Genomic DNA, 24637 nt, shown 5'->3' with positions numbered 1-24637 from the left:
TCGTTTTTATCTATCCGACGGGGCCTTACCGCCCCGTCGGTTTGAGGGACACAACATTGTTGAGCAACAGCAGTGTTACACGACTCGGCGAGCAGCTGAAGAATGGTAATGACGATGCCAATACGCTCACCGAGCTAGAAGCATATCGTTCAGAATTCGTACCCGCATACAACCACGTAGTTCGAATCCTGAAAGATAAGCTGCTTCTTTCGGTCACCGGGCGCTTCAAATCAACAATTTCGATCATTGAAAAATTGAGACGAAGCAGCAGCAGACTTGCTCAAATTCAAGATATTGCGGGTTGCCGCGTCGTCGCCACTACGACAATGGAGCAGAGGGAGATTGCCGACTCTCTCAGACAGTGGTTTCCTGACATTAAATTCATTGATCGCACTACACGCCCAAGTAACGGTTACAGAGCTATACACGCACTTGTTCGACATGATGGCCGCGTTGTCGAAATTCAAATCAGAACGCTCATTCAGAATTTCTGGGCAAGCATCTCAGAGAAGGTCGCCGATCTCCATGGTCAGGAAGTCAAATACGGAGGGGGGCCTCCGGAATTGCAGCGCCACCTCATTGATCTCTCAGAAGCATTCAGAGTGGCCGAGGATCGCAACGAGCAGTATGCACTGACGCACGTTAGCGTGGTGCAAGCGAAGCGTTCTGGCGTCTCCAAAGACACTTGGAAGAAGCTTCGCGACGATAAATCTAGCGCCAAGAAGAGATATGAAAGCGCCATGAGCCACGTTAGCAAGCTACTTGCTAGCAAGCTGCTTAAGGGAATCTAAATATGTATTACCTTGTTCACTACAATCGGCGCTCCAGATCAGTCCTCAGGCTAAGTGAGTTTGTGGACAGACCTTCTGCATCACGCGAAAAGCTCGCAATTGAGATCAGCCTAATTGGGCACGACGACGGACACGAGGTCGTCATACTGGAAGCTAAGGACATGACAGACCTTCAGCGCAGTCATAGCAGATACTTCGCTGATTTGACGAAGCTAAATCCTTTTGGCCGCAGGACCGAATAGGTCTGATGGTGCAGTAGCCTCGGTCAAGGCAACACCCCTGCCCCGCGCTACGATGCCCCCATGACCCCGGCCATCAACCTGCTCAAGCGCGAGAAGATCGCCCACACCGTGCGCAGCTACGTGCACGACGCCCACGCCGAATCGTATGGGGGCGAAGCCGTCGACAAGCTCGGCCTCGACCCGGCCCAGGTGTTCAAGACCCTGCTGGCCAGCACCGAAACCCACGAGCTGCTGGTGGCGATCGTGCCGGTGGCCGGCCAGCTGGACCTGAAGGCGCTGGCCGAAGCAGCCGGCTGCAAGAAGTGCGAAATGGCCGCGGCCGATGCCGCGCAGCGCGCGACCGGTTACCTGGTCGGTGGCATCAGCCCACTCGGGCAGAAGAAGCGCCTGCGCACCTTCCTGGACGCCAGCGCGCAGGCATTGCCCGCGCTGCATGTCAGCGCCGGTCGCCGCGGCCTCGAGGTGGAACTGGCGCCGACCGACCTGCTGCGATTGACGGCCGGCCACTACGCCGCCATCGGCAAGTCACGCTGATGCGCTGGCCGTGGTCTGCAGCACCGATACCCCGGCTCGACGAAGCACAGGCCGACGTGCTGCTGCAGGACCTGTTGTCGCGCGATGCAACGCGCATCACCGATGCCGCGCGTACGGTCGCTCGGCTGTTCAGCGCCTCATCGTTGGACGCGCTGGTCGCGCATGTGGATACGATCGAACGCAGCTGCCAAGGCATCGCCCTTGGCGGCATGCTGATCAGCAACCAGGCGCACCTCAAGGCGGCCCTGCAACGGCTGCGCTACTGGCAGGCACGCGAAGGCTGCCTGTGCGCGCTCTACCCATCCTATGTGTTCTTCAGTCCCGAGCCGCTGCTGGAACAAGGTCACGTGCAGCTGCGTGCACGGGGCGAAGCGGAGGACGGCTGGGGCGAATGCTACCGGCTGACGTGCACCTGCTGCGCGCAGCAATGGAGCGCGACCGAGCGCGAATACCACTACACCTGGTGGGAGTGGAAGCCCGAGCCCGCCCTGCAGACGCCTTAGTTGAGCTTGAACGTGACCGTGCCGCGTATCAGGCTCATGCTTGGTGCCTTGCCTGCCGCTTCACGCTCGTAGCGCCAGTCACGCGCGTGCTTGAGCGCCGCCGCATCGAGCAGCGGGTAGCCGCTGGATCGGGACAGGATGATCGCCTGGGTCTTGCCCTGCGCATCCAGCAGCAGCATCAGCTCGACACCTCCCTGCTGGGCCTCGCGCATGGCGGCCGCAGGATACGTCGGGACCGACGAAAGTCGCCGCTGGTGCCAGCCTCCTTCCCGGGCAATCAACGGCGTGCTGGAAGAGAGTGGGCAACGTGCAGGCATCTGCAGGTCGAAGCCTGCAGCCCCTTGCGAAGGCCGGGTGGTGGCTGGCGCACCACAGGCGATCGCAGACACGCTCTGCAGCAACGACTGCTGACGCGAAAGCGCTGCAGCGTCATCCGCTTCCACATGGAACGTGCAGCGCCCCAACGTTGCCTGCGCCTGCAGTGAACCCACGCCGGCATCACGGATCGGCGTCACGTCGGACAGGGCACCACAGGCGGCGCCTGCATCGTACTTTGCTGCCGAGCCTTCACTTGCGGCCAGCAGACCTGCGGCGACCCATGCAAACGGCATCCAACTGCGAACATCCATCCCTGTGCTCCCTGCGTTGATTCACTGCCATGGTAGCGCCCCGCTGCAATCCTCCCTGTTCACATGCCGACTGTCCGGCCGCAGCGTGGGCTCACGGCCGCCAGTTGGCGTTGTTCTCCCAGAACGCGACGGAGCGCTGGTAAGCCTCGCGATCCAGCGGCACACCGGAACCGCCCTCCTCCACGCCCAGTGCATTGCGCATCATGGTGATTGGTGCCATCGGCACTTCCTCGGGCTCGGAGGTATAGATGCAACCGACGATGCCCCAGTCGGCTTCGATCGGTGAACCCTCCTTCGCCAGCTGCCCGGCGCTGTACAGGATTACCACCAGGTAGTTCGCGCGCGGTGATTCCACGCCCTCGAACCAGCGCACCAGCACCGGCAGTTCCTCACGGTTGCGCGCCTCATAGCCGCTGCGCAGCTGGTGGCGGTTGGCGTCGGTGACCGGCACCGTCAGGCAACGCGTGCTGGTCCAGTTCTCGTAGACGAACAGCTTGCAGAACGGGGCGTAGCCATCGAGCACCTTCAACGGCGCGTGCGCATTGAGGTGTGCCTCGAACTGCTCGGCAGTACAGTCCTGGATGGTGTTGCCGCGCGGCACGCGCGGGAACAGGCGGGGACGGGCGAAATCGGTGAGGACGATGGACATAGCAGGGCGTGGTCAGGAGTTCCACCGCACAGGGTAACCGCCCCGGAGGCAGGCAGGGCCGGATGCCGATGGTCACTGGCGCCCGCGTCCGGCTTGCAGCACTCTGCGGGCGACCCAATGCAAGGATCGCCGGCTCATGGATGCAGCACACGCCTTGCCCCGTTCCGCCCGCCGTCGGCGATGGCCGATCGCCCTGGCCGTCCTCCTGCTGGCGCCGCCATTGCTGTTCACCGCCGCCCTGCTCTGGCCGCTGTCGGCACCGCCGTTGCCCGAGCCGGGCAACAGCCGCATGATCGTCAACGCGCGGGTGGTGGACGTCGCGCGCGGCCAGGTCAGCGAACCCACCACAGTGACAGTGCGCAACGGCACGATCACTTCCATTGGCGAAGCTCCACGGGACACCGCGTTGCCGGTGCTCGATGCCGGTGGCCGCTGGCTGCTGCCCGGTTTCTGGGACATGCACACCCATGCACTGCAGTTGTCGCCGCAGCTGCAGTTCCCGCTGATGCTGGCCAACGGCATCACCGGCACCCGCGACATGATGGACTGCCCGCAGGCCACCGATCCGCTGATCGCCTGCGTGGCCGACAAGCGCCGCTGGACCGCACAGGCCATTGCCGGGCAGCAGGTTGCACCGCGCTTCGTGCAGATCGCCAGTTTCTACTTCGAGGATCCATCACTCGCGCCGGAGGCCGCCGCCGAGCGTGCACGCACGTACAGCGCGCGCGGTGTCGACGCGTTGAAGGTCTACAACCAGCTGCGTGCGGACACCTACCAGCGGCTGGCCACCGAGGCGCAGCAGCTGCGCCGTCCGTTGATCGGCCACCTGCCCAAGGCCGTGCCTCTGGACGCCGCGGTGCGGGCGGGCCAGCGCAGCTTCGAGCATGCCCATCTGTTCGTACGCCACTGCTTCGACAACGCGGCGGCGTGGCGCGGTGGCACGCTCGACAGTGAGGATCCAACCGCGCTGGCCGAACGCATGGTCGGCGGCTACCAGCCCGCGCTCTGCAACGAGGCGTTCGGTGTGATGCAGGCCAGCGGTGCCGCGTTCGTACCCACCCATGTCACCCGCGAAGAGGATGCGCGTGCGCGCGACCCCGCCTTCATCAACGATCCACGTCTGGCCTATCTCGATCCACTTTCGCGCTGGGCATGGCGCGATGATCTGACGGCCACCACCGAACGCTATCCTGGCCTGCGCGGCGAAGACGCGTTGAAGGCGTACTTCGAGCATGGACTGGCCCTCACCGGTGCCGCGCATCGTGCCGGCGTCACCGTGCTGGTCGGCACCGATACCGGGCTGGGTGGCTTCCGCTATCACGAGGAACTGCAGTGGCTGCGCCAGGCAGGCCTGAGCCAGGCCGACGTGCTGCGCGCGGCAACGCTGCACGCGGCGCGTCATCTGGAGCTGCAGGCATCGCATGGCAGTGTCGAGGTCGGCAAAGCCGCCGACCTGGTATTGCTCGACGGCAACCCGCTGCAGGACACCGCCAACACCCGTCGTGTGCACGCGGTGCTGCTGGCCGGGCACCTCTACGACCGCTCGCGGCTGGATGCACTGCTCGCCTACACCCGCGCGCAGGCACGTTCACCGGCGGTGATGGCGCGCCTGCTGTGGGGCTTCATCACCAGCCCGGTCAGTGCCGAGCTGTAGCGGCAACTACAACGCCATCCGCTCGCGCAGTTCACGCGCCTGCCGGCGCGACACCTCCACCTCGCTGCCGTCGTCCAGTGCCAGGTCATAACCATCAGCGATGCTGGGCGTCACGCCTCGGATACGGCGCAGGTTGACCAGCGTGTTGCGGTTGGCACGGAAGAACAGATCCGGCGGCAGGCGTGCCTCCAGCGCACTCAGGCTGCGGGTCAGCAACGCGTTCTGGTCGCGGAACCACAGCCGCGTGTAGTTGCCATCCACCACCAGCCGGCGGATCTCCGAGACCGCGACGAACCAGCAGCGTTCGCCCTCGCGCACGAACACCTGGTCCTGAGCGCCCAGCGTGCTGCGCGGCTCCGGCGTTTCGCCCGCCACCACCTCGCGCTGGCGCGCCCGCTGCAACGCTTCCAGCAAGCGCGGTGCCTCGACCGGCTTCACCAGATAGTCCAGCGCGTTGGCCTGGAACGCGCGCACCGCGTAGGTGTCATAGGCGGTAACGAACACCACCGCCGGCACCGCCTCCAGCCCGTCCAGCACATCGAAGCCACTGCCGGACGGCATCTGCACATCCAGCAGCACCAGGTCCGGCGCCAGTGTGGCGATCGCCTCGCGTGCGGCAGGCACATCGTCGGCTTCGCCCACGCACTGCACCCACGGCAGCGCCGACAACAGCGTGCGCAGCTCCTGCCGCGCCAGCCGCGCATCATCAACGATCAATACGCGCAGCACGCCACTCATTGCGGAATCTCCAGCAGGGCCTGCATGCGGTCGCCGACCGGCTGCAGGGTGAAACGACCTTGCGTACCGAGCTGCGCACGCAGGTAGGCCAGGCCGACGCCATGCCCAGGGGTGGGCTCGTTGGCGCTGCCCAGCGGATTGTCCACCTGCAGGCGCAGCACGTCATTGTCCAGCGTGGCACGGATCTGCACCTCGCCGCCGCCGGGGCGGCTGGCGATGCCGTGCTTGATCGCGTTCTCCACCAGCAGCTGCAAAGCCATCGCAGGCAGCTGCGCCTGCATGGCATCGGCATCGATCTGCTGCCGCACCTGCAGGCGCTGCTCGAAGTGGATGGCCTCGATGGCCAGATAGTCGTCGACCACCGCCAGTTCCTCGGCCAGCGTGACCTGCTCGCTGCGGTTGTGCGCCAGCGCCTGGCGCAGCGTGCGCGACAGGCGGGTGACCATGTCGCGCGCACGCTCAGGATCTTCCAGGATCAGCGCACGCAGGTTGTTCAGCGCATTGAACATGAAGTGCGGGTTGAGCCGCGCACGCAGCGCATCGCGTTCCAGCGCACTGCGCTCGGCTTCGGCGCGCAGGCGGGCCAGTTCCGCCCCGCGTATCCGGCGCAGGCTGTGCAGGCTTGCCCAAAGCGCTGCCCACAGGGCCAGCATCACCGCAGTGGTGTACCAGTAGAGCAGCAGCGCCTTGGGGCTGAAGTCGGCCGTCTGCCGCCCCAGGCTCACCCAGTTCCAGGCCAGCGCCGAGTGCAGCGCGATGTTCACCAGCAGCTGCGCCACTGCCGCGCCCAATGCCACCGACAGCGCCAGCCGCAGCAACAGCCCGGCCGTACCGCGCGCCCACCAGTCGGCGCGCAGCGCCAGCGCACGGATGGCACCGCTGCACCCGAACAGGGCCAACGCCAGGCCCAGCGTGATCAACACGCCCGCGCTTCCGGCATCGCTGAAATAGGTCTGGCGCAGGCCGATTCCGGCAACGCCATAGAGCGCCCACACCAGCGCATTGAGCAGCCAGAAGCGTACCGTCGAGGAGGAATCCGGCATGTCCATTTCCAGGCGTGTTGAAACTCAGTGGTGGTGGTCGAGGAAGGCCTGCACCTGACCGCGCAGCCAGCGCGGATCATCCCACATCAGGAAGTGGAAACCCTGCGCGCTCATCGCGATCTGCACGCCCCGCAGTTTCGCGTACTGCGCCTGGAACACCGCGCGCGTGCTGTCCTCGGTGCCGCCCATCGGCTGGTAGCCGGCCCAGCTGCCCAGCACCAGCGTCGGTGCGGTGATCGAGGCGATGCTGTCACGCAGGTCGGTGGTCATCACCGCATGCATGGCGTCAGCGGTGGTCTGGCGGTCGCTGGCTTCGCCCCAGCGCCCCAGCTCGGCCTGCCGCTGCGGATCGCGGGTCATGCCCGGCAGGCCGGCCTTCAGCTGCGCCTGCCACTGCGCGGCATCGGCGGCGAGCATGCCCTTGCGCAGCTGGTCAGCCATTGGCCGCACGCTGTCTGCGGTGGCGTTCGGGTCACGCGCCGCCGGCAGGAACGGCAATGCGTCGACCACCGCCAGCGCACTGACTGCCTTCGGCTCGGCCTGCGCCACCTGCAGCCCCAGCAGGCCGCCAAGACTGTGGCCGATCACCACCACCGGGCCCAGCTGTTGGTCATGCAGGTAGGCAAGCAGCTGCCCGCGCATGGCCGGCAGGAATTCGGCCGGGCGCGGGTCGGCTGGCGCAGCGCCGGCAAAGCCCGGCAGCTGCACCAGATGGCACTGCACGTCCTTCAGCGCCAGGCAGGTCTCGCGCCAGACCTCGGCGCTGCTGTTCAGGCCGGGGATCATCAGCAGCGGACGGCCCTTGCCGACCACCTCGACCTGCACCTTGCCCGCCGCCGGGGCGCTGGCGGCGTGCGCCGAGCCGGAGCCGAGCACGGCCATCGCCATGCCGATCATCGCCAGCCGGGCCAGGGCCTTCATTGCATACCAGAGTGCCAGGAAGATCTTCATCGTCTGCTCCTTCGTCAGGTGGGTGGTCCCGGAATGGGCTCAGCGTGCCGCCGGCCACGGCACCCGGAGGGCGATTTCGGAGCAGCGGCCGATCGCCGGGGCGAACGGTCGCAGGCGGCTGACGATGTACGTCCGCATAAATTGACAACATCCATCTTGATGAAGCGATATACTAATCCGCACCCGCCGCTGCCGCCCGTGCCATGACCGCCATCAGCTTCGAGTTCTATCCGCCCAAGACCGACGAACAGCGCAGCCAGCTGGACCGCGCCGCGGCCAGGCTGAAGGACTACGGTCCCGAGTACGTGTCGTGTACCTTCGGCGCCGGTGGCTCGACCCTGAGCTATACCTCCGAGACCGTGCGCCATCTCAACCAGCACCATGGCTTCGATGCCGCACCGCATCTGTCCTGCGTCGGCGGCACCCGTCAGGAAATCCGCGAGCTGCTCAAGCTGTATCGCGCCATCGGCTGCCGCCGCCTGGTCGCGCTGCGCGGCGATCTGCCGTCGGGCATGGGTTTCCCCGGTGACATGCGCTATGCCGCCGAACTGATCGACTTCATCCGCGCCGAGCACGGCGATGCGTTCCATATCGAAGTGGGCGCGTACCCCGAAACGCACCCGCAGGCTTCCGACGCACTGGCCGACCTGAAGCATTTCAAGGCCAAGATCGACGCCGGTGCCGATGCGGCGATCACCCAGTACTTCTTCAACCCTGATGCCTACTTCCATTTCGTCGACGAAGTGCGGCGGCTGGGCGTGCAGGTACCGATCACGCCCGGCATCATGCCGATCGCCAACTTCAGCCAGCTGCGCCGCTTCTCCGAACAGTGCGGTGCGGAGATCCCGCGCTGGATCAGCCGCAAGATGCAGGCTTATGGCGATGATGCAGAGTCGGTGCGTGCATTCGGCACTGAAGTGGTGGCCAAGCTGTGCCAGCGCCTGATCGAAGGCGGCGCACCCGGCCTGCACTTCTACACCTTGAACCTGGCCAAGCCGACCACTTCGGTGCTGAAGCTGCTGCAGGGCTGAAAGCACGGCGCGCAAGCGTGATCGGCGCTACCCTGCGAGGATGATCCGGCTTTCCTTCCTGCTGTTGCTGTTGCTGCTGCCGCTGTGCGTGCTGTCGAGCGTCGCCCACGCACAGTCCACGCGCCTGAACCGCTGCACCGATGCCCAGGGCCAAAGTGTCTACACCGACCGGCCCTGCGACAGCCTGGGCGCGCGGTCGCGGTTGCCACCGCCTGCGCCCGCCGGCAATACCCTGCAGCGCGACACCTTGGGGGCACGCTGCCCGCGGCGGCTGAGTGAACTGGTGGACGCGCTGCGCATCGGCATCGTCAGCAACGATGTGAATCGGCTGTCCTCACTGTATCTGTGGGGCGCGGTTTCCGATGCGGGCGCGCAGCGCATCCTCGGCCAGCTGGAATCCTTGGCGCGGCGGCCCCTGGTGGACGTGGTGCCGGTGTATCCGTCACAGGCGCTGCAGCAATCGCAGGATGAGGATCAGAGCCCTGCCGTGTTGGGATCCGACCCTGTGGCCTCTGTGGCGCGGCAACCCATCGGCCTGCGCCTGGAGCAGACGTTGCCCGGCAGCGCGTCGCGCGCGTCGACGGTGCTGGGGTTGCGGCGCCAGTACGGGTGTTTCTGGATCACGTTGTGATCGGGCGGGGTCAGAGCCCTGCTGCGCAGGGATCTGACCCCGCATGCCGGCTCACTCCGGCCACAGCGCGCGGATGGCGGCGATGCCCTGCCCACCATGGCGACGCGCTTCGGCGATGTGACCGCGGCCCATGCCGCCCAGCGCATAGATCGGCAGTGACACCTGCGCGCGCAGCTCGGCGAACGCGTTCCAGCCCAGCGGCACGGCATCGGGATGGCTGGCCGTGGCCTGCACCGGGCCCAGCACGGCGAAGTCGCAGCCCAACCGCTGTGCGGCCTGCAGCTGCTGCAGGTCATGGCAGGACGCGGCCACCAGCTGGCCTTCGGGCAGCGGACGCTGCGACAGCTCCAGCAGCTGCTCGCTGCCCAGGTGCACCCCAACGCCCAGTACGCGCGCGCGTTCGATATCGCGGTTGAGCAGCCACTGCACCCCGCTGCGACGATGTGCGCGCACGGCCTGTTCGACCATCGCCTGGCGCTCCGGATGTGCCGTCGGCAACCGCAGCTGGATGCGCTGCTGGCCCGCCGCCACCACACGCTGCAGCTGCTCATGCCAGTGCTGCACGCCGTCGGCGTCATCGGCCGGCGCCGGGGTGATCAGGTAGCTGTCGGGTTGGCGCAGCGCGGCCACCACCGGCAGATCGGCCGGTGGCATCGAATAGCGACCAAGTTTATCCGGCGCCACCCAGGTAATGGCCTGGCCCTCGCGGCCACGTGGCGTCCCCTTCCAGCTGCGCACGTGGCGCACTTCCAGGGTCAGGTGCTTGTCCGGGTAGCGCTGCGGCACATCCATCAGCCATTCGCCGACATCGGCTTCGATGCCCAGTTCCTCGCGCAGCTCGCGAACCAACGCCTGCTCGGAGGTCTCGCCGGATTCGCGCTTGCCGCCGGGGAACTCCCACAGGCCGGCCATGTCGCGGTTCTCGGTACGACGGTTGAGCAGCACGCGGCCACGGGCGTCGGTGATGACGGCGGCCACGACGTGGATCGATCGGGTGGGGGGAGCCATGGGGGAAGCATGCCCAGAACAGGGCGGCCCGCGCAATCTCGGATCGGGCCGGATCAGCCCCACGAAACAGCCGCCATGAAAAAAGAGCCCCGCTTTCGCGGGGCTCTTCGGGGTCAGCTCAGCTGGCCGTGGCAGTGCTTGTACTTCTTGCCACTGCCGCACGGGCATGGATCGTTGCGGCCGATCTTCGGCTCATCGCGCTGCGCCTGTGCAATGCCCTGCTGGGCAGCCTGCACCTGCGCGGCTTCCTCGTCGGCACTGTAGCCGCCCACGTCCTGGTGCTGGAACTGCGACTGGCTCAGGCGCGCTTCGGCCTGCTGGCGTTCGGCTGCTTCCAGCGCCTGCACTTCCTCGTCGCTGCGGATGCGCACGCGCGACAGCAGGGTCACCACTTCGCGCTTGACGTTCTCCAGCATGTCCGAGAACAGCTCGAAGGCTTCCTTCTTGTACTCCTGCTTCGGCTGCTTCTGCGCGTAACCACGCAGGTAGATGCCCTGGCGCAGGTAGTCCATGCGCGCCAGGTGCTCCTTCCAGCTCTGGTCCAGCACGGTCAGCATCACGTGCTTCTCCAGCGCACGCATGGTTTCCTCACCGACACCGGCTTCCTTCTCGGCGAAGTGCTGGTTGACGCGCTCCTGCACCTTGGCGGCGATGGCTTCGGCGTCCAGCTCTTCGTGCGACTTGACCAGATCGGTCAGCGACATCTGCAGGCCGAAGTCCGACTCCAGGGTTGCTTCCAGGCCACGCAGGTCCCACTGCTCGTCGATCGAGTTCGGCGGCACGAAGCGGGCCACCACGTCGAAGATCACGTCGTCGCGGATGCCGTCGACGTTGTCCTTCACCGACTCGGCGTCCAGCAGCTCGTCGCGCTGGGCGTAGATCACCTTGCGCTGGTCGTTGTTGACGTCATCGAAGTCCAGCAGGTTCTTGCGGATGTCGAAGTTGTGGGCCTCGACCTTGCGCTGCGCCTTCTCGATCTGGCGGCTGACCAGGCGGTCCTCGATGACGTCGTCTTCCTTCATGCCCATCATGCGCATGGCCTTCTGCACCCAGTCGGAGGCGAAGATGCGCATCAGGTTGTCTTCCAGCGACAGGTAGAAGCGGGACGAACCCGGGTCACCCTGGCGGCCCGAACGGCCGCGCAGCTGGTTGTCGATACGGCGCGATTCATGGCGCTCGGTACCGACGATGTGCAGGCCGCCGGCAGCCTTGACGGCCTCGTGGCGCTTCTGCCAATCGGCCTTGACCGCGGCCTTCTGTTCGTCGGTCGCGCCTTCGCCCAGCTCGTGGATCTCCGCTTCCAGCGAACCGCCCAGCACGATGTCGGTACCGCGGCCGGCCATGTTGGTGGCGATGGTCACGGCCGCCGGACGGCCGGCATTGGCGACGATGGTCGCTTCGCGGTCATGCTGCTTGGCGTTGAGCACTTCGTGCTTCACGCCCGCCTTGCGCAGGTGCTCGGACAGCATTTCCGAGGTTTCGATCGAGGTGGTACCCACCAGCACCGGCTGGCCGCGCTTGGCGCACTCTTCGATGTCGGCCAGCACCGCATTGAACTTGCCCTTGCGGTTCAGGAATACCTGGTCCGGGCTGTCCTTGCGGATGGTCGGGCGGTTGGTCGGGATCACCACCACTTCGAGGCCGTAGATGCTCTGGAACTCGAAGGCTTCGGTATCAGCCGTACCGGTCATGCCGGACAGCTTCTTGTACATGCGGAACAGGTTCTGGAAGGTGATGCTCGCCAGCGTCTGGTTCTCGCGCTGGACCGGCACGCCTTCCTTCGCTTCCACCGCCTGGTGCAGGCCATCGGACCAGCGGCGGCCGGACAGGGTGCGGCCGGTGAACTCATCGACGATGACCACTTCGCCATCGCGCACGATGTAATCCACGTCACGCTGGTAGATCGCGTGCGCGCGCAGCGCGGCGTTCAGGTGGTGGACCACGGTCAGGTTCTGCGGCGCGTACAGGCCTTCGGTCTCGCCGTCGAGGATGCCGGCCTCGACCAGCAGCTGCTCGGCGTGCTCCATGCCCGCTTCGGACAGGTGCACCTGCTTGCCCTTCTCATCGACCCAGAAGTCGCCTTCGCCGTCTTCCGCTTCCTGCTTGACCAGGTTCGGCACGACGCGGTTGACGCGGATGTACAGCTCCGGGGAATCGTCGGCCGGGCCGGAGATGATCAGCGGGGTACGCGCTTCGTCGATCAGGATGGAGTCGACTTCGTCGACGATGGCGTAGTGCAGGCCGCGCTGGTAGCGGTCGGCCTTGGACAGCGCCATGTTGTCGCGCAGGTAGTCGAAGCCGAATTCGTTGTTGGTGCCGTAGGTGATGTCCGAGGCGTAGGCTTCGCGCTTGTCGCTGTGCGGCATGCCCGGGTACACCACGCCCACGCTCAGGCCCAGCCAGTTGTACAGCTTGCCCATCTGCGCGGCGTCGCGGCGGGCCAGGTAGTCGTTCACGGTGACCACGTGCACGCCCTTGCCTTCCAGCGCGTTGAGGTACACCGGCAGGGTCGCCACCAGGGTCTTGCCTTCACCGGTGCGCATTTCTGCGATCTTGCCCAGGTGAAGCACCATGCCGCCGATCAGCTGCACGTCGTAGTGGCGCATGCCCAGCACGCGGCGACCGGCTTCGCGGCAGACCGCGAACGCTTCCGGCAGCACCTTGTCCAAGGCTTCACCGTCGGCGATGCGCTGCTTGAACTCCGGCGTCTTGGCCTGAAGCTGCTCGTCGGAAAGCTTCTCGATCTCCGGCTCCAGCGCATTGATCTTGGCGACGATGCGGTTGAGCTGGCGCAGCTGTCGTTCGTTACGACTGCCAAATACGCGGGTAAGCAGGCTGTTGATCATTGAAGGAACCGGGTTGGATGGACACGACGCCCGGCCTCCCCCTTGGGATCCGTCCGCCGCAAACGAAACAGGGCGCCTGGCGCCCTGTCGATGGCAACACCCATTGTAGCTTGGGACGGCCGCAAGGGGTTTCAACCCTTTGGCGGCAATGGCATCCGAACACTCCCGGTAGTGCCGGCCGCTGGCCGGGTACGCGTCAGCGCATGCGCGCTGGCGCTCCCACGCTTCGCTGCGCGAACCGTGGGCCCCACTTACCTCGCCTCCACACCCCCGCGCCTACGGCGCTGCCCCCGTACTCCGGGGGCGGTAGTGCCGACGGCAGCCGGCACCCCAATGGGGCATCAGCCGCGGCTGACGCGGCCGACCGGCGTGTTGCCGCCGTCGCCGAGGAACTTGCGCGGGTTGACCACGTTGCCGTTTTCCCACACTTCGAAGTGCACGTGGGCGCCGGTCGAACGACCGGTGGAACCGGCCTTGGCCACTTCCTGCCCGGCACGGACCAGGTCGCCGACCTTCACCACCAGGCGCGAATTGTGCGCGTAGCGGGTGACGTAGCCGTTACCGTGGTCGACGTCGACCACGTTGCCGTAGCCGCCCTTCACGCCGGAGAAGCTGACCACGCCTTCGGCCACGGCCATCACCGGGTCACCGACCCTGGCGTGGAAGTCCATGCCCTTGTGGGTGGCGGCACCGCGGCCGAACGGGTCGGCACGGGTGCCGAAACCGGAGGTCACGTAGCTGTTGCGGATCGGCATGCGCGACGGCACGGCGTTCTGCTGCAGCTGGTGGTCGAACATCAGCGATTCCATCACCGACAGCTGGCGGCCTGAAGCAGCGAAGCGCTGCTCCAGCACCTGTAAGTCGGCGTTGACGTCCTTGACCGGGATGTCGCTGGTCGGGCCGCCGGCGTCGCCGTCACCGAGACCGGGGGTCTCGTTGAAGTCGAACTCGCCGTCTTCCAGCTTGCCCATCTGGGTCAGCCGTTCGCCGAGGGCGTTGAGGCGGGTGGCCTGGGCCTGCAGCTCGCCGAGGCGGGCCGCCAGCGCGTTGACCTGGGTCTGCGCATCGCGCTTGATCTTGGCCAGCTCTGCATCCTGGCGCTCGACCTTGGCCTGCAGGCGGGAATCATTCAGCGCGCTGGCGCCAATGCCGCCGGCAAGGCCGATAATGCAGCCTACCCCGAGCACGCTGCCCAGCAGGGCGCGGGGGCGGTCCTCGAAATAGAACCGCAAACGCGCGATCGGCGACGCTTTGGCCTGTCCTTCACGCGTTTTGATTACGATCTTTTTGAATGCCATCAGTGAGTTTTCATGTCTGAGCCGAAATCCAGCGTTCGCCCCGCGTCAGTGCCGAAGCCGGCGCTGGATGCGGTGATGGCGGACAAAAGCGGGAACCCGCTGCGGCGTGCCTTGTGGCTTGACGCGCTGGACCGTCAGTTGCGCCCCCAGTTGCCGCCACCTCTGCGCAGCCGTTGCCGGCTGGCCAATGTGGACGGGGAACACCTCGTTTTTCTCGTCGAGTCCCCGGTCTGGCATGCCAAGTTGCGGCTTGCCGAAGCCCAGTTGCTCGACGCGGCCCGTTCCATCGGGCTGAAGGCCACCAGGGTGACCATCAAGACTGCGTCTCCCACTCCCACGCGCTCCCCAGCGCTCGACAACCGGAATGGACCCCACGCAGTTTCAGCCGCCACGCACAAAGGGCTACGCGACGCCTTGGCTTGCCTGCAGGACGTTCCTTCGAAGCCGAAGAAGCGGTCCTGACGACAACGGAGCATCCGGCTCCGCTCCCCGTCGCGCGTGTCACCACGGCGTGAAACATTTCGGGGGCCGGGTCGCATCCTAGCTGCCATCCGGGGGCCTGTCGTTAGATTGTTGTTAAAACTACGTTAAATTCAGGCTTCCGATCCAACAGGTTCACAAAACCGTGACCTCGAACCGGCCTTGACGCGCGTCAAGCATGCTGAATGCGCCGGACACGCCTGAAACGACAACGCCGCCCTGGAAGGCGGCGCTTTTGTCTTTCAATTCAACGATCTACAGGAATCAGGCGTAGGCCGGAGTGGCATATTCCACCGGGTCCGGGGTGGCCGGCGAGTCGAAGCTGACCCATTCCCAGGCGGTGGCGTCGGCCATCAGCGCCCGCACCAGCTTGTTGTTGAGGGCGTGACCGGACTTGAAGCCTTCGTAGGCACCCAGCACCTGGCCACCGGCCAGATAGAGGTCGCCGATCGCGTCGAGGATCTTGTGGCGCACGAATTCGTCGGCGTAGCGCAGGCCGTCTTCGTTGAGCACGCGGAACTCGTCCAGCACGATGGCGTTGTCCATCGAACCGCCCAGGCCCAGGTTGCGCTCGCGCATGTATTCCAGGTCGCGCATGAAACCGAAGGTGCGCGCGCGGGAGATTTCCTTGGTGTAGGCCAGCGTCGAGAACTCGATTTCCTGGCGCGACTGCTTGGCCGGGATCATCGGGTGATCGAACTGGATGGTGAAGCCCAGCTTGTAGCCCTCGTACGGGCTGAAGCGGGCCACCTTGTCGCCCTCGGTCACTTCCACGGTCTTCAGCACGCGGATGAAGCGCTTGGGCGCATCCTGTTCCACGATGCCTGCCGACTGCAGCAGGAACACGAACGGGCCGGCCGAACCGTCCATGATCGGCAGCTCGGCCGAGGACAGTTCGACGATGATGTTGTCCACACCCAGGCCGGCCAGCGCCGACATCAGGTGTTCGACGGTCTGGATCTTGGCGTCGTTGCAGGTCAGGCCGGTGCACAGGGTCACTTCGGTGACCAGTTCGGCCTTGGCCGGCACTTCCACCACCGGGTCCAGGTCCACGCGACGGAACACGATCCCATGGTTGACCGGTGCCGGGCGCAGGGTCATGTAGACCTTGTCACCGCTGTGCAGGCCAACGCCGGTGGCGCGGATCGTGTTCTTGAGGGTGCGTTGCTGGATCATGGGGGATGGGCCGGAAGTGACACATTAGATTAACACGCGCCCTCCCCTACCCTGGCTGAAACGCCAGTGAAGGCTGCAGGCAGGACGCACCGGCACGCCGTGGGGACGCGCGTGAAGCAGGGCAGCCGGACCCATCCTGGCCCGGCGCCCGCGTTTTCAGGACATGGTGGCGCAACCCGGGGAGGACAAGCCCCGGGTGCCCCGCTTAGTCCGCCTGGCGGCGCAGGAACGCCGGGATGTCCAGGTAGTCGTTCGGCAGTTCCGCCGCCGCCGGGGCCGAAGCGGCCGGGGCCGAGGGAGCGGAGGCTGCCGCGGTATCGCTGCTGGCGCGACGCAGGCCCAGACCCATGCCGCCCACGGCCTTGGACACGGCGTCGCCGCCGTTGTCGAAGTCACCGAATTCCGGCTGGCCGGTGGTGGCATTGCGGACCAGCTTGATCGGCGCACGCTCGCCCGGACGCTGGGTCTTGCTGGCCGACACGCGGTTCAGGCCGGTAGCGACCACGGTCACGCGCACTTCGTCCTGCATGTCCGGATCCAGCACGGTACCGACCACCACGGTGGCGTCTTCGGAAGCGAAGCCATCGATGGTGCGGCCGATTTCGTCGAACTCGGCCATGGTGAAGTCGGCGCCGGCGGTGATGTTGACCAGGATGCCGTTGGCACCGGCCAGGTTCACATCGTCCAGCAGCGGGTTCTGGATCGCGGCTTCGGCGGCGGCCTGGGCGCGGTCATCGCCACGGGCGGTGCCGGTACCCATCATCGCCAGGCCCATTTCGGACATGACGGTGCGCACGTCGGCGAAGTCGACGTTGATCAGGCCCGGACGCACGATCAGGTCGGCGATGCCCTGCACGGCGCCCTGCAGCACGTCGTTGGCGGCACGGAAGGCCTGGATCATGGTCGCGTTGCGACCCAGCACGGTGATCAGCTTCTCGTTCGGGATGGTGATCAGCGAGTCGCAGTGCTGGCTCAGTTCCTCGATGCCCTTCAGCGCCACCTGCATGCGGCGACGGCCTTCGAACGGGAACGGCTTGGTGACCACGGCCACGGTCAGGATGCCCATTTCCTTGGCCAGCTGTGCCACCACCGGCGCAGCGCCGGTGCCGGTACCACCGCCCATGCCGGCGGTGATGAACACCATGTCCGCACCCTGCAGGGCGTCCATGATGCGCTCACGGTCTTCCAGCGCGGCCTGACGGCCGACTTCCGGGTTCGCGCCTGCGCCCAGGCCCTTGGTCACGTTGGTACCCAGCTGCAGCTGCAGCTTGGCACCGCAATTCTTGATGGCCTGCGAGTCGGTGTTGGCGGTGATGAATTCCACGCCGTCCACCGCCGAGTTGACCATGTGCGCCACGGCATTGCCGCCGCCGCCGCCCACGCCAACCACCTTGATCACCGCATTGGGTGCCATCTTTTCGATCAGTTCAAAATGCGCCATGTCCGTGTCCTCGTTGTATCCGCTTTGGCTGGCATGGGCATTCGGGCGTCCTGCCGTCCTGCTGCATGCCGACGTTGCGGCTGTGTGGGTTGTGTGTTGCCGGTGTTGCGTTGTGCTACGGGTACTGCGGGTGCTGCGCCCGGGCGATGCCCGGTGTTACGGGTTCCGCGTCAGAACTCGCCGCGGAACCAGGTCTTGAGTTTCTTGAACATGCTTCCAGCGCGCCCGGTCGGCAGCGACGGCCGCCGCGGGTGCTCGATCTGGCTGCCCATCAGCAGCAGGCCCACGCCGGTGGCATGCACCGGGTTGCCCACCACTTCGCCCAGGCCGGTGACGTGCTGCGGGATGCCCACGCGAACCGGCATCTGCAGCATTTCCTCGGCCAGTTCGACCACGCCTTCCATCTTCGAAGCGCCACCGGTCAGCACCATGCCGGCGCGTACCAGTTCCTCGAAGCCGGAGCGGCGCAGTTCGGCCTGCACCATCTCGAAGATTTCCTCGTAGCGGCCCTGCACGGCCTGCGCCAGCGAATGGCGCGGCATGCGGCGCGGCGGGCGGTCGCCCACCGACGGCACCTGGATGCTTTCCTCGGCGGTGGCCAGCTGGGCCAGGGCGCAGGCATAGCGCACCTTGATCTGCTCGGCTTCCGGGGTCGGCGTGCGCAGCATGTGCGCGATGTCATTGGTGACGTGGTCGCCGGCGATCGGCAGCGAAGCCGTGTGGCAGATCGCGCCCTGCACGAACACCGCGATATCGGTGGTGCCGGCGCCCATGTCGACCAGCACCACGCCCAGCTCGCGCTCGTCAGCGGTCAGCACCGCCACGCTGGAGGCCAGCGAGGACAGCACCAGGTCGTCCACCTGCAGGCCGCAGCGCTGGACGCACTTGCTGATGTTGGCCGCAGCCGACTGCGCGCACACCACCAGGTGGGCATGCACTTCCAGGCGCACGCCGGTCATGCCGACCGGGTTGCGGATGCCTTCCTGCGAATCGTCCAGGACGTACTCGCGCGGGATCGCGTGCAGGATCTTCTGGTCGGCCGGAATCGCCACGGCCTTGGCCGCATCGAGCACGCGATCCAGGTCGCCCCAGGTCACTTCGCCGTCGCGGATCGGCACGATGCCGGGCGAATTCTTGCACTGCACGTGGTTGCCGGAGATCGAGGCATACACCGAGCGGATCTCGCAGCCGGCCATCAGCTCGGCTTCTTCCACCGCGCGCTGGATCGACTGCACGGTCGATTCGATGTCCACCACCACGCCACGCTTGAGCCCGCGCGACTCGTGCGAGCCGATGCCGATCACTTCGATCGGGTTGCCCGGCGAGTACTCGCCCACCAGCGCCACCACCTTGGAGGTGCCGATGTCCAGCCCAACGATCAGCGATTTGTCACCCTTGCGATTCATGTCCTTTCCTGCGTCCTGCTGGCTGGGGTCGCCGGCGTTTTCGCCGGCGTGGCCGGGGTACCCCAGCTCAGCGTGAAACCATTGGTGTAACGGAGATCGGCGCGCTCGATCGGCGCGTCCTGACGGTTGAGCTGCGGCAGCACCTTGACGAAGCGCTGCATGCGCGAGCGCGCGTCGTCGCGGCCGACCACCACTTCGGTACCGTTGCTCAGCACCAGCGACCAGCTGCCGCGCGCATCCATCGTCACCCGGCGCACGTCGACGCCGGCCGGTGCGAACAATGCACGCGAGTCGCTGTACAGCTTCATCACTTCTTCGGTCTGGCTGTCGGGGCCGTCCAGTTCGGGCAGCGCCAGATCGGCCAGCTTCTTCGGCGTGGGGAACAACTTGCCCTGCTCGGAAACCAGGCGGTCGTTGCCCCAGCGCGCGAACGGCTTGTGCTCGACCAGGGTCACTTCCAGCACGTCCGGCCACTGCTTGCGCACCTGCGCGCTTTCCACCCACGGCAGCTGCTCCAGGGCGTCCTGCGCGTCCTGCAGCTTGACCGCGAAGAAGCCCGCATGCGCGTACGGCAGCAGCACCTGCTGCAACTGCTCGGCCGGCACCCGCTTGAACTCACCATGCACGCGCAGCTTCGCCAGCGGCCAGCGCTCGGCGCCGACCCAGCCATTGACCACGGCCACCACCGGCAGTGCAACCACCGACAGCGCCAACAGCCAGACGAAGATGCGCAGCACCGCGTTCATGCGTGCGAGGCCTCCAGGGTCTGTTCCAGCACGCGCCACACCAGCTCTTCGAAGCTGATGCCGGCCTGGCCTGCGGCCTTGGGCACCAGCGAATGGCTGGTCATGCCCGGCGCGGTATTCACTTCCAGCAGGAAGAAGCGACCGCTGCTGCGGTCACGCATCACGTCCACGCGGCCCCAGCCACGGCAGCCGGCGGCACGGAACGCGGCCAGCGCGATGCGGCGGATTTCCTCTTCGTCGTCACCATCCAGGCCTGGGCACAGGTACTGGGTGTCCTCGGCGATGTACTTGGCGTTGTAGTCGTACCACTGGCCCTTGGGCACGATGCGGATCGACGGCAGTGCGACATCGCCGAGGATGGCCACGGTCAGCTCGTCGCCCACCACCATCTGTTCCATCAGCAGCTGGCCGTCGTAGCGCGCGGCCAGCGCCACGGCTTCATCGAGGCCCGCGTCATCGGTGACCCGGCTGATACCCACGCTGGAGCCTTCATTGGCCGGCTTCACCACTACCGGCAGGCCCAGTTCGGCTGCCAGTGCATGCACCGTGGTCGCGTCCACCTTCCGGTACTGCGGGGTGGGCAGGCCCAGCGACAGCCACACCTGCTTGGTGCGGATCTTGTCCATGCTCAGCGCCGAGCCCAGCACGTTCGAGCCGGTGTACGGCACGCCGAAGGCGTCCATCAGGCCCTGCACGATGCCGTCCTCACCGCCACCGTTGTGGCCATGCAGGATGTTGAACACGCGATCGATGCCACCGGCGGCGAGCGCCTTGGCCAGCGCCGGAATGCCATCCACCGCGAACGCATCGACGCCGCGCGACTGCAGCGCTTCCAGTACGTTGCGGCCGGAGTCCAGCGACACCTCGCGTTCGCTGGAGCTGCCGCCGAGCAGCACGGCGACGCGGCCGAACACGGCCGGGTCGGTCACGCGCAGCGGCGGGAAGGTCAGCGCGCTCACGCCTCGCCCTCCCCCTTGAAGCCTTCCACCGCAATATGGGTGGCCACGGCACCGATGTCGCCGGCACCCATCATCAGCAGCAGGTCACCGTCCTGCAGCACGTCCGGCAGCACGCTGGCCAGCTCGGCGGCCTTGCCCACCACCACCGGCTCGCTGCGGCCACGCGCACGGATGGCGCGGGCCAACGCATGCGAATCGGCACCAGCAATCGGTTCCTCGCCGGCCGGGTAGACCTCGCTCAGCACCAGTGCATCGACGCTGGACAGCACCGCGGCGAACTTGTCGAACTGGTCGCGGGTACGGCTGTAGCGGTGCGGCTGGAAGGCCACCACCAGGCGCTTGTCGGCCCAGCCACCACGGGCGGCGGCAAACACCGCTTCCAGCTCGCTCGGGTGATGACCGTAGTCGTCGATGATGCGGACCTTGGCGCCGCTGGCGGTGGTCACTTCGCCCAGATCGTTGAAGCGACGGCCGACACCGGCGAAGCCTTCCAGTGCGCGCGCGATCGCGTCCGGTGCCACGCCCAGCTGCCAGCCCACCGCAGCGGCGGCCAGCGCGTTGAGTACGTTGTGCTTGCCCGGCAGCGCCAGCACCACTTCCTGGCTGGTGCCCTGCGGCAGGCGCAGGGTGAAGCGCATGCGCGAGCCTTCCTGCACCACGTTCTCGGCGCGCACGTCGGCCTGCGGGCTCATGCCGTAGCTCATCACGTGGCGCGGGGTCTTGGCAGCCAGAGCCGCGACTTCTGGATCGTCGATGCACAGCACCGCCAGGCCGTAGAACGGCAGGCGCTGCAGGAACTCGGCGAACGCCGCCTGCACGCGGGCAAAGTCGTTGCCGTAGTTCTCCAGGTGATCGGCGTCAATGTTGGTGATGATCGACATCAGCGGGTTCAGGCGCAGGAAGCTGCCATCGCTTTCGTCGGCCTCGGCCACCAGCCACTGTCCACCGCCCAGCTTGGCGTTGGCGCCGGCAGCCAGCAGCTGGCCACCGATCACGAACGTCGGGTCGAGCCCGCCTTCGCTCAGCACTGCAGCGGTGAGGCTGGTGGTGGTGGTCTTGCCATGGGTACCGGCCACAGCGATGCCGCGGCGGAAGCGCATCAGCTCGGCCAGCATCGCCGCACGCGGCATGATCGGAATACGCTGGCTGCGCGCTTCCATCAGTTCCGGGTTGTCTTCGCGGATGGCGCTGGAGACCACCACGCAGTCGGTGCCCAGCACGTTGGCTGCGGAGTGGCCGCGCATGATGCGCGCACCCAGGCTGGCCAGGCGACGGGTCGCCACGTTGTCGGCGTTGTCCGAGCCGGACACCTCATAGCCCAGCGTCAGCATCACTTCGGCGATACCGCTCATGCCGGTGCCGCCGATGCCGACGAAATGCACGCGCGGGAACGCGCGCACCAGGTCGTTGGTGTCGTGCAGGCGACGGATCATGCGCGGCCTCGCGCAGGGCAGGCGCGGTGGCATGCCTTCTTCATACAGCTTCCTCAAGAATGATATCGGCGATGCGCTCGGCGGCATCGACCTTGGCCAGGGCACGCGCGGCTTGCGCCATCTGCATGCGGCGGGCGGGATTTTCGGACAGATCGCGCAGCAGTGCGGCAATGCCGTCGGCCAGCGTTCCGTCCTGCTTCAGCAAAACCGCCGCGCCGCGTTCGACCAGGTACTCCGCATTGCGGGTCTGGTGATCGTCGACGGCAGCGGGGAAAGGCACCAGCACGCTGCCGACACCCACCGCACACAGCTCGGCCAGCGTCGAAGCGCCCGCACGGCACACCACCAGATCGGCCCAGGCAAAGGCCTCGGCCATGTCGGCGATGAACGGCGTGATTTCAGCCTGCACGCCGGCCTTGGCATATGCCTCGACCGCTTCGGCATGCAGCTTTTCGCCGCTCTGGTGGCGAACCTGCACCGGCACACTCGTGCCCAGCGCAGCAATCGCCTGCGGCACGCCGGTGTTGAGCGCACGCGCGCCCTGGCTGCCACCGACCACCAGCACGCGCAGCGGACCCTGGCGGTCAGCGAAACGCTGTTCCGGCGGTGCGATGGCGGCGATCTCCGCACGTACCGGGTTGCCGACGAACTCTTCGCCCTTGGCGAAGGTGCCCGGGAAGCCGGTCAGCAGCCGGCGCGCATAGCGCGACAGGATGCGATTGGTCATGCCGGGAGCGCGATTCTGTTCGTGCACCAGCAGCGGCAGGCCGTGCAGGCGTGTGGCCATGCCCCCCGGGCCGGACGCGAAACCACCGAAGGCGACCACCGCACGCGGCTGGCGCTTGCGGATGATCATGCCGGCGGCACGCAGCGCGCGCATCAGCCGCCACGGCGCGCCCAGCAGGGCCAGCTTGCCTTTGCCGCGCAGGCCGGTGATGGCCAGCGTGTCGATCGGAATGTCGTGCTGCGGCACCAGGCGGGTTTCCATCGCACCATCGGCGCCCATCCAGGTGACCGGTACGCCGCGCGCGCGCAGCACGCGGGCCACGGCCAGGCCGGGGAAGATGTGACCGCCGGTGCCACCGGCCAGGATCATCACCGGGCGCACGTTATCGGTGGCTGCGCTCATGACAGCCTCCCGAAGGTCGGTTCGATGCGCGACTGCAGGCGGCTGGTACCGCGTGCGGCGTTCGCTGCAGCGGCAGCCGTCGGCTCGGCGCTCATCGGCACGCTGGCCGCAGCCGGTGCGGCCGGCGCGTCCACGGGTGCATCGGCCACGGCCTCGTCGCCACCGCCGATGCGCACGGCCTGGCGACGCTCGGCGCGCTTGAGCTCATAGGAGACGCGCAACAGCAGGCCCATCGCCACGCAGGTCATCAGCACCGACGAACCGCCGGAGGAGATCAGCGGCAGGGTCAGACCCTTGGTCGGCAGGATACCCAGATTCACGCCGATCGAAACGAAGGTCTGCATGCTGATCCACAGGCCGATGCCGAAGGCGATGTAGCCGGAGAAGTGGCGCTTCATTTCCACGCAGCGCATGCCCAGCCAGAACGTGCGGCCGACCAGCAGCGCGTACAGGGCCACGATCACGCAGGTGCCGAGGAAGCCGAACTCCTCCGCGGTGACCGAGAAGATGAAGTCGGTATGTGCTTCCGGCAGGTAGTACAGCTTCTGCACCGAGTTGCCCAGGCCAACGCCGGTCCACTCGCCGCGGCCCACGGCCATCAGCGCGTTGGACAGCTGGTAGCCGTCGCCCTGCTGGTCGGCCCACGGGTCGAGGAAGGAGGTAATGCGGCGCATGCGGTACGGCTCGATGATCGCCAGCGCGCTCATGCCGACCAGGCCGATGATCACCGGCATCGACATGCGCGGCATGTTCACACCGCCCAGCACCAGCATGCCGGCGGTGATCGCCAGCAGCAGGGTCGAGGAACCGAAGTCCGGCTGCAGCAGCAGCAACAGCACCAGCGCACCGGCCACGCCCAGTGGCTTGAGCATCGCCGGCCAGGTCGCGTTGACCTCGTCGCGGAAGCGCACCAGGTAGCTGGACAGCCAGACGATATAGAGCACCTTCACCGCTTCCACCGTCTGGAACTTGGAGATGCCCAGATTGATCCAGCGGCGTGCGCCGTTGACCGTGCTGCCCAGGCCCGGTGCGAACACCGCCAGCAGCAGCACGAAGCAGCCCAGCAGCAGCATCTGGTTGTACTGCTCGATGGACTTCAGTTCAGTGCGGGCGGCTACGACCGCCAGCACGATACCCACCGCCAGGAAGATCAGGTGGCGGTTGAGGTAGTAGAACGGGCTGCTCATCAGAGCGATCGAGCTGGACGCCACCATCACCACGCCGATGCCCGTGAGCGCGATGATCGCGCCCAGCAGCCACTTGTCGTAGCTGCCTTCGATGGCCTCAAGGCGTGTTGCCTGGCGGGACAGGTCGTTCAT

The 24637-nt window shown here is 66.5% G+C and carries 22 protein-coding genes and 1 pseudogene; 7 read left to right on the top strand and 16 right to left on the bottom strand.

What is annotated here, in order from left to right:
• The first annotated feature begins 59 nt into the window (after window positions 1-59).
• The 3 genes from ACZLHH_RS03470 to ACZLHH_RS03460 all read left to right on the top strand — a co-directional run bounded on the left by ACZLHH_RS03470 (window position 60) and on the right by ACZLHH_RS03460 (window position 2070).
• The gene (locus ACZLHH_RS03470) at window positions 60-791 is read left to right on the top strand and encodes a GTP pyrophosphokinase (protein ID WP_161802495.1); all 732 of its coding nucleotides are present in this window, start codon (window positions 60-62) and stop codon (window positions 789-791) included.
• A 302-nt stretch (window positions 792-1093) separates the two neighbouring features.
• On the top strand, window positions 1094-1567 hold the full coding sequence (gene ybaK, locus ACZLHH_RS03465) for a Cys-tRNA(Pro) deacylase (RefSeq protein WP_049425053.1): 474 nt from the start codon (window positions 1094-1096) through the stop codon (window positions 1565-1567).
• Window positions 1567-2070 carry a hypothetical protein gene (locus ACZLHH_RS03460; protein ID WP_049461611.1) on the top strand — a complete coding sequence of 168 codons (504 nt, stop codon included), beginning with the start codon at window positions 1567-1569 and terminating at the stop codon, window positions 2068-2070. Before ybaK ends, ACZLHH_RS03460 begins: the two co-directional genes overlap by 1 nt.
• Here ACZLHH_RS03460 and ACZLHH_RS03455 read toward each other — a convergent pair.
• Complete coding sequence (locus tag ACZLHH_RS03455) at window positions 2067-2699, bottom strand: energy transducer TonB (RefSeq protein WP_080356504.1); 633 nt, start codon at window positions 2697-2699, stop codon at window positions 2067-2069. The two genes, ACZLHH_RS03460 and ACZLHH_RS03455, sit on opposite strands and share 4 nt — an antisense overlap.
• Window positions 2700-2790: 91 nt before the next feature.
• Window positions 2791-3348 carry a DUF3228 family protein gene (locus ACZLHH_RS03450; RefSeq protein WP_049461613.1) on the bottom strand — a complete coding sequence of 186 codons (558 nt, stop codon included), beginning with the start codon at window positions 3346-3348 and terminating at the stop codon, window positions 2791-2793.
• Between the two features lie 136 nt (window positions 3349-3484).
• On the opposite strand from ACZLHH_RS03450, the gene ACZLHH_RS03445 reads away from it, so the two are divergent.
• Window positions 3485-5002, top strand: a complete 1518-nt coding sequence (locus tag ACZLHH_RS03445; RefSeq protein ID WP_049461614.1) for an amidohydrolase family protein — start codon at window positions 3485-3487, stop codon at window positions 5000-5002.
• 6 nt (window positions 5003-5008) lie between these two features.
• Here ACZLHH_RS03445 and ACZLHH_RS03440 read toward each other — a convergent pair whose 3' ends face one another.
• From ACZLHH_RS03440 to ACZLHH_RS03430, 3 genes are read right to left on the bottom strand one after another with little or no spacing between them, the layout of a single operon-like run.
• Window positions 5009-5740 (bottom strand): LytR/AlgR family response regulator transcription factor, encoded by a 732-nt coding sequence (locus tag ACZLHH_RS03440; RefSeq protein ID WP_049461615.1) that lies wholly within the window; start codon window positions 5738-5740, stop codon window positions 5009-5011.
• The gene (locus ACZLHH_RS03435; RefSeq protein WP_049461616.1) at window positions 5737-6783 is read right to left on the bottom strand and encodes a sensor histidine kinase; all 1047 of its coding nucleotides are present in this window, start codon (window positions 6781-6783) and stop codon (window positions 5737-5739) included. The genes ACZLHH_RS03440 and ACZLHH_RS03435 overlap by 4 nt, the downstream gene beginning before the upstream one ends.
• A gap of 24 nt (window positions 6784-6807) precedes the next feature.
• The gene (locus tag ACZLHH_RS03430) at window positions 6808-7734 is read right to left on the bottom strand and encodes an alpha/beta fold hydrolase (RefSeq protein WP_049461617.1); all 927 of its coding nucleotides are present in this window, start codon (window positions 7732-7734) and stop codon (window positions 6808-6810) included.
• 203 nt (window positions 7735-7937) lie between these two features.
• Here ACZLHH_RS03430 and metF point away from each other — a divergent pair, with 203 nt between their 5' ends.
• A complete protein-coding gene (metF, locus tag ACZLHH_RS03425; protein WP_049399801.1) occupies window positions 7938-8765 on the top strand; it encodes a methylenetetrahydrofolate reductase [NAD(P)H] in 828 nt (275 codons plus the stop codon).
• A gap of 40 nt (window positions 8766-8805) precedes the next feature.
• Window positions 8806-9396, top strand: a complete 591-nt coding sequence (locus ACZLHH_RS03420) for a DUF4124 domain-containing protein (RefSeq protein ID WP_049461618.1) — start codon at window positions 8806-8808, stop codon at window positions 9394-9396.
• 51 nt (window positions 9397-9447) lie between these two features.
• Here ACZLHH_RS03420 and ACZLHH_RS03415 read toward each other — a convergent pair whose 3' ends face one another.
• The 3 genes from ACZLHH_RS03415 to ACZLHH_RS03405 form a co-directional block, all read right to left on the bottom strand.
• Window positions 9448-10404 (bottom strand): Nudix family hydrolase, encoded by a 957-nt coding sequence (locus ACZLHH_RS03415; protein ID WP_049461619.1) that lies wholly within the window; start codon window positions 10402-10404, stop codon window positions 9448-9450.
• Between the two features lie 113 nt (window positions 10405-10517).
• The gene (gene secA / locus ACZLHH_RS03410) at window positions 10518-13250 is read right to left on the bottom strand and encodes a preprotein translocase subunit SecA (RefSeq protein WP_032129708.1); all 2733 of its coding nucleotides are present in this window, start codon (window positions 13248-13250) and stop codon (window positions 10518-10520) included.
• 341 nt (window positions 13251-13591) lie between these two features.
• Window positions 13592-14548, bottom strand: a complete 957-nt coding sequence (locus ACZLHH_RS03405; RefSeq protein WP_049461620.1) for a M23 family metallopeptidase — start codon at window positions 14546-14548, stop codon at window positions 13592-13594.
• Between the two features lie 12 nt (window positions 14549-14560).
• On the opposite strand from ACZLHH_RS03405, the gene ACZLHH_RS03400 reads away from it, so the two are divergent.
• Entirely contained in the window at window positions 14561-15010 is a 450-nt protein-coding gene (locus ACZLHH_RS03400; RefSeq protein WP_005408086.1) for a DciA family protein, read from the top strand.
• 282 nt (window positions 15011-15292) lie between these two features.
• Here ACZLHH_RS03400 and lpxC read toward each other — a convergent pair whose 3' ends face one another.
• The 8 genes and pseudogenes from lpxC to ftsW all read right to left on the bottom strand — a co-directional run bounded on the left by lpxC (window position 15293) and on the right by ftsW (window position 24637).
• Complete coding sequence (gene lpxC / locus ACZLHH_RS03395) at window positions 15293-16204, bottom strand: UDP-3-O-acyl-N-acetylglucosamine deacetylase (RefSeq protein WP_005408085.1); 912 nt, start codon at window positions 16202-16204, stop codon at window positions 15293-15295.
• A 205-nt stretch (window positions 16205-16409) separates the two neighbouring features.
• A complete protein-coding gene (gene ftsZ / locus ACZLHH_RS03390; RefSeq protein WP_043397963.1) occupies window positions 16410-17645 on the bottom strand; it encodes a cell division protein FtsZ in 1236 nt (411 codons plus the stop codon).
• A gap of 170 nt (window positions 17646-17815) precedes the next feature.
• Window positions 17816-19051, bottom strand: a complete 1236-nt coding sequence (gene ftsA, locus ACZLHH_RS03385) for a cell division protein FtsA (protein ID WP_005408083.1) — start codon at window positions 19049-19051, stop codon at window positions 17816-17818.
• A 68-nt stretch (window positions 19052-19119) separates the two neighbouring features.
• A pseudogene (locus ACZLHH_RS03380) lies at window positions 19120-19797 on the bottom strand (cell division protein FtsQ/DivIB); the annotation flags it as partial.
• A complete protein-coding gene (locus tag ACZLHH_RS03375; RefSeq protein WP_049399805.1) occupies window positions 19794-20756 on the bottom strand; it encodes a D-alanine--D-alanine ligase in 963 nt (320 codons plus the stop codon). The gene ACZLHH_RS03375 and the pseudogene ACZLHH_RS03380, both read right to left, overlap by 4 nt.
• Window positions 20753-22189, bottom strand: a complete 1437-nt coding sequence (gene murC, locus ACZLHH_RS03370; RefSeq protein ID WP_012510048.1) for a UDP-N-acetylmuramate--L-alanine ligase — start codon at window positions 22187-22189, stop codon at window positions 20753-20755. The genes ACZLHH_RS03375 and murC overlap by 4 nt, the downstream gene beginning before the upstream one ends.
• Window positions 22190-22229: 40 nt before the next feature.
• The gene (gene murG / locus ACZLHH_RS03365; RefSeq protein WP_049461621.1) at window positions 22230-23318 is read right to left on the bottom strand and encodes an undecaprenyldiphospho-muramoylpentapeptide beta-N-acetylglucosaminyltransferase; all 1089 of its coding nucleotides are present in this window, start codon (window positions 23316-23318) and stop codon (window positions 22230-22232) included.
• Window positions 23315-24637, bottom strand: coding sequence for a putative lipid II flippase FtsW (gene ftsW, locus ACZLHH_RS03360; RefSeq protein ID WP_049399807.1), 1323 nt, complete (start codon window positions 24635-24637; stop codon window positions 23315-23317). The genes murG and ftsW overlap by 4 nt, the downstream gene beginning before the upstream one ends.

The sequence above is a fragment of the Stenotrophomonas sp. 28608_Sma genome (genome assembly GCF_056486185.1).
This window is presented reverse-complemented; position numbering and strand designations above follow the sequence as displayed.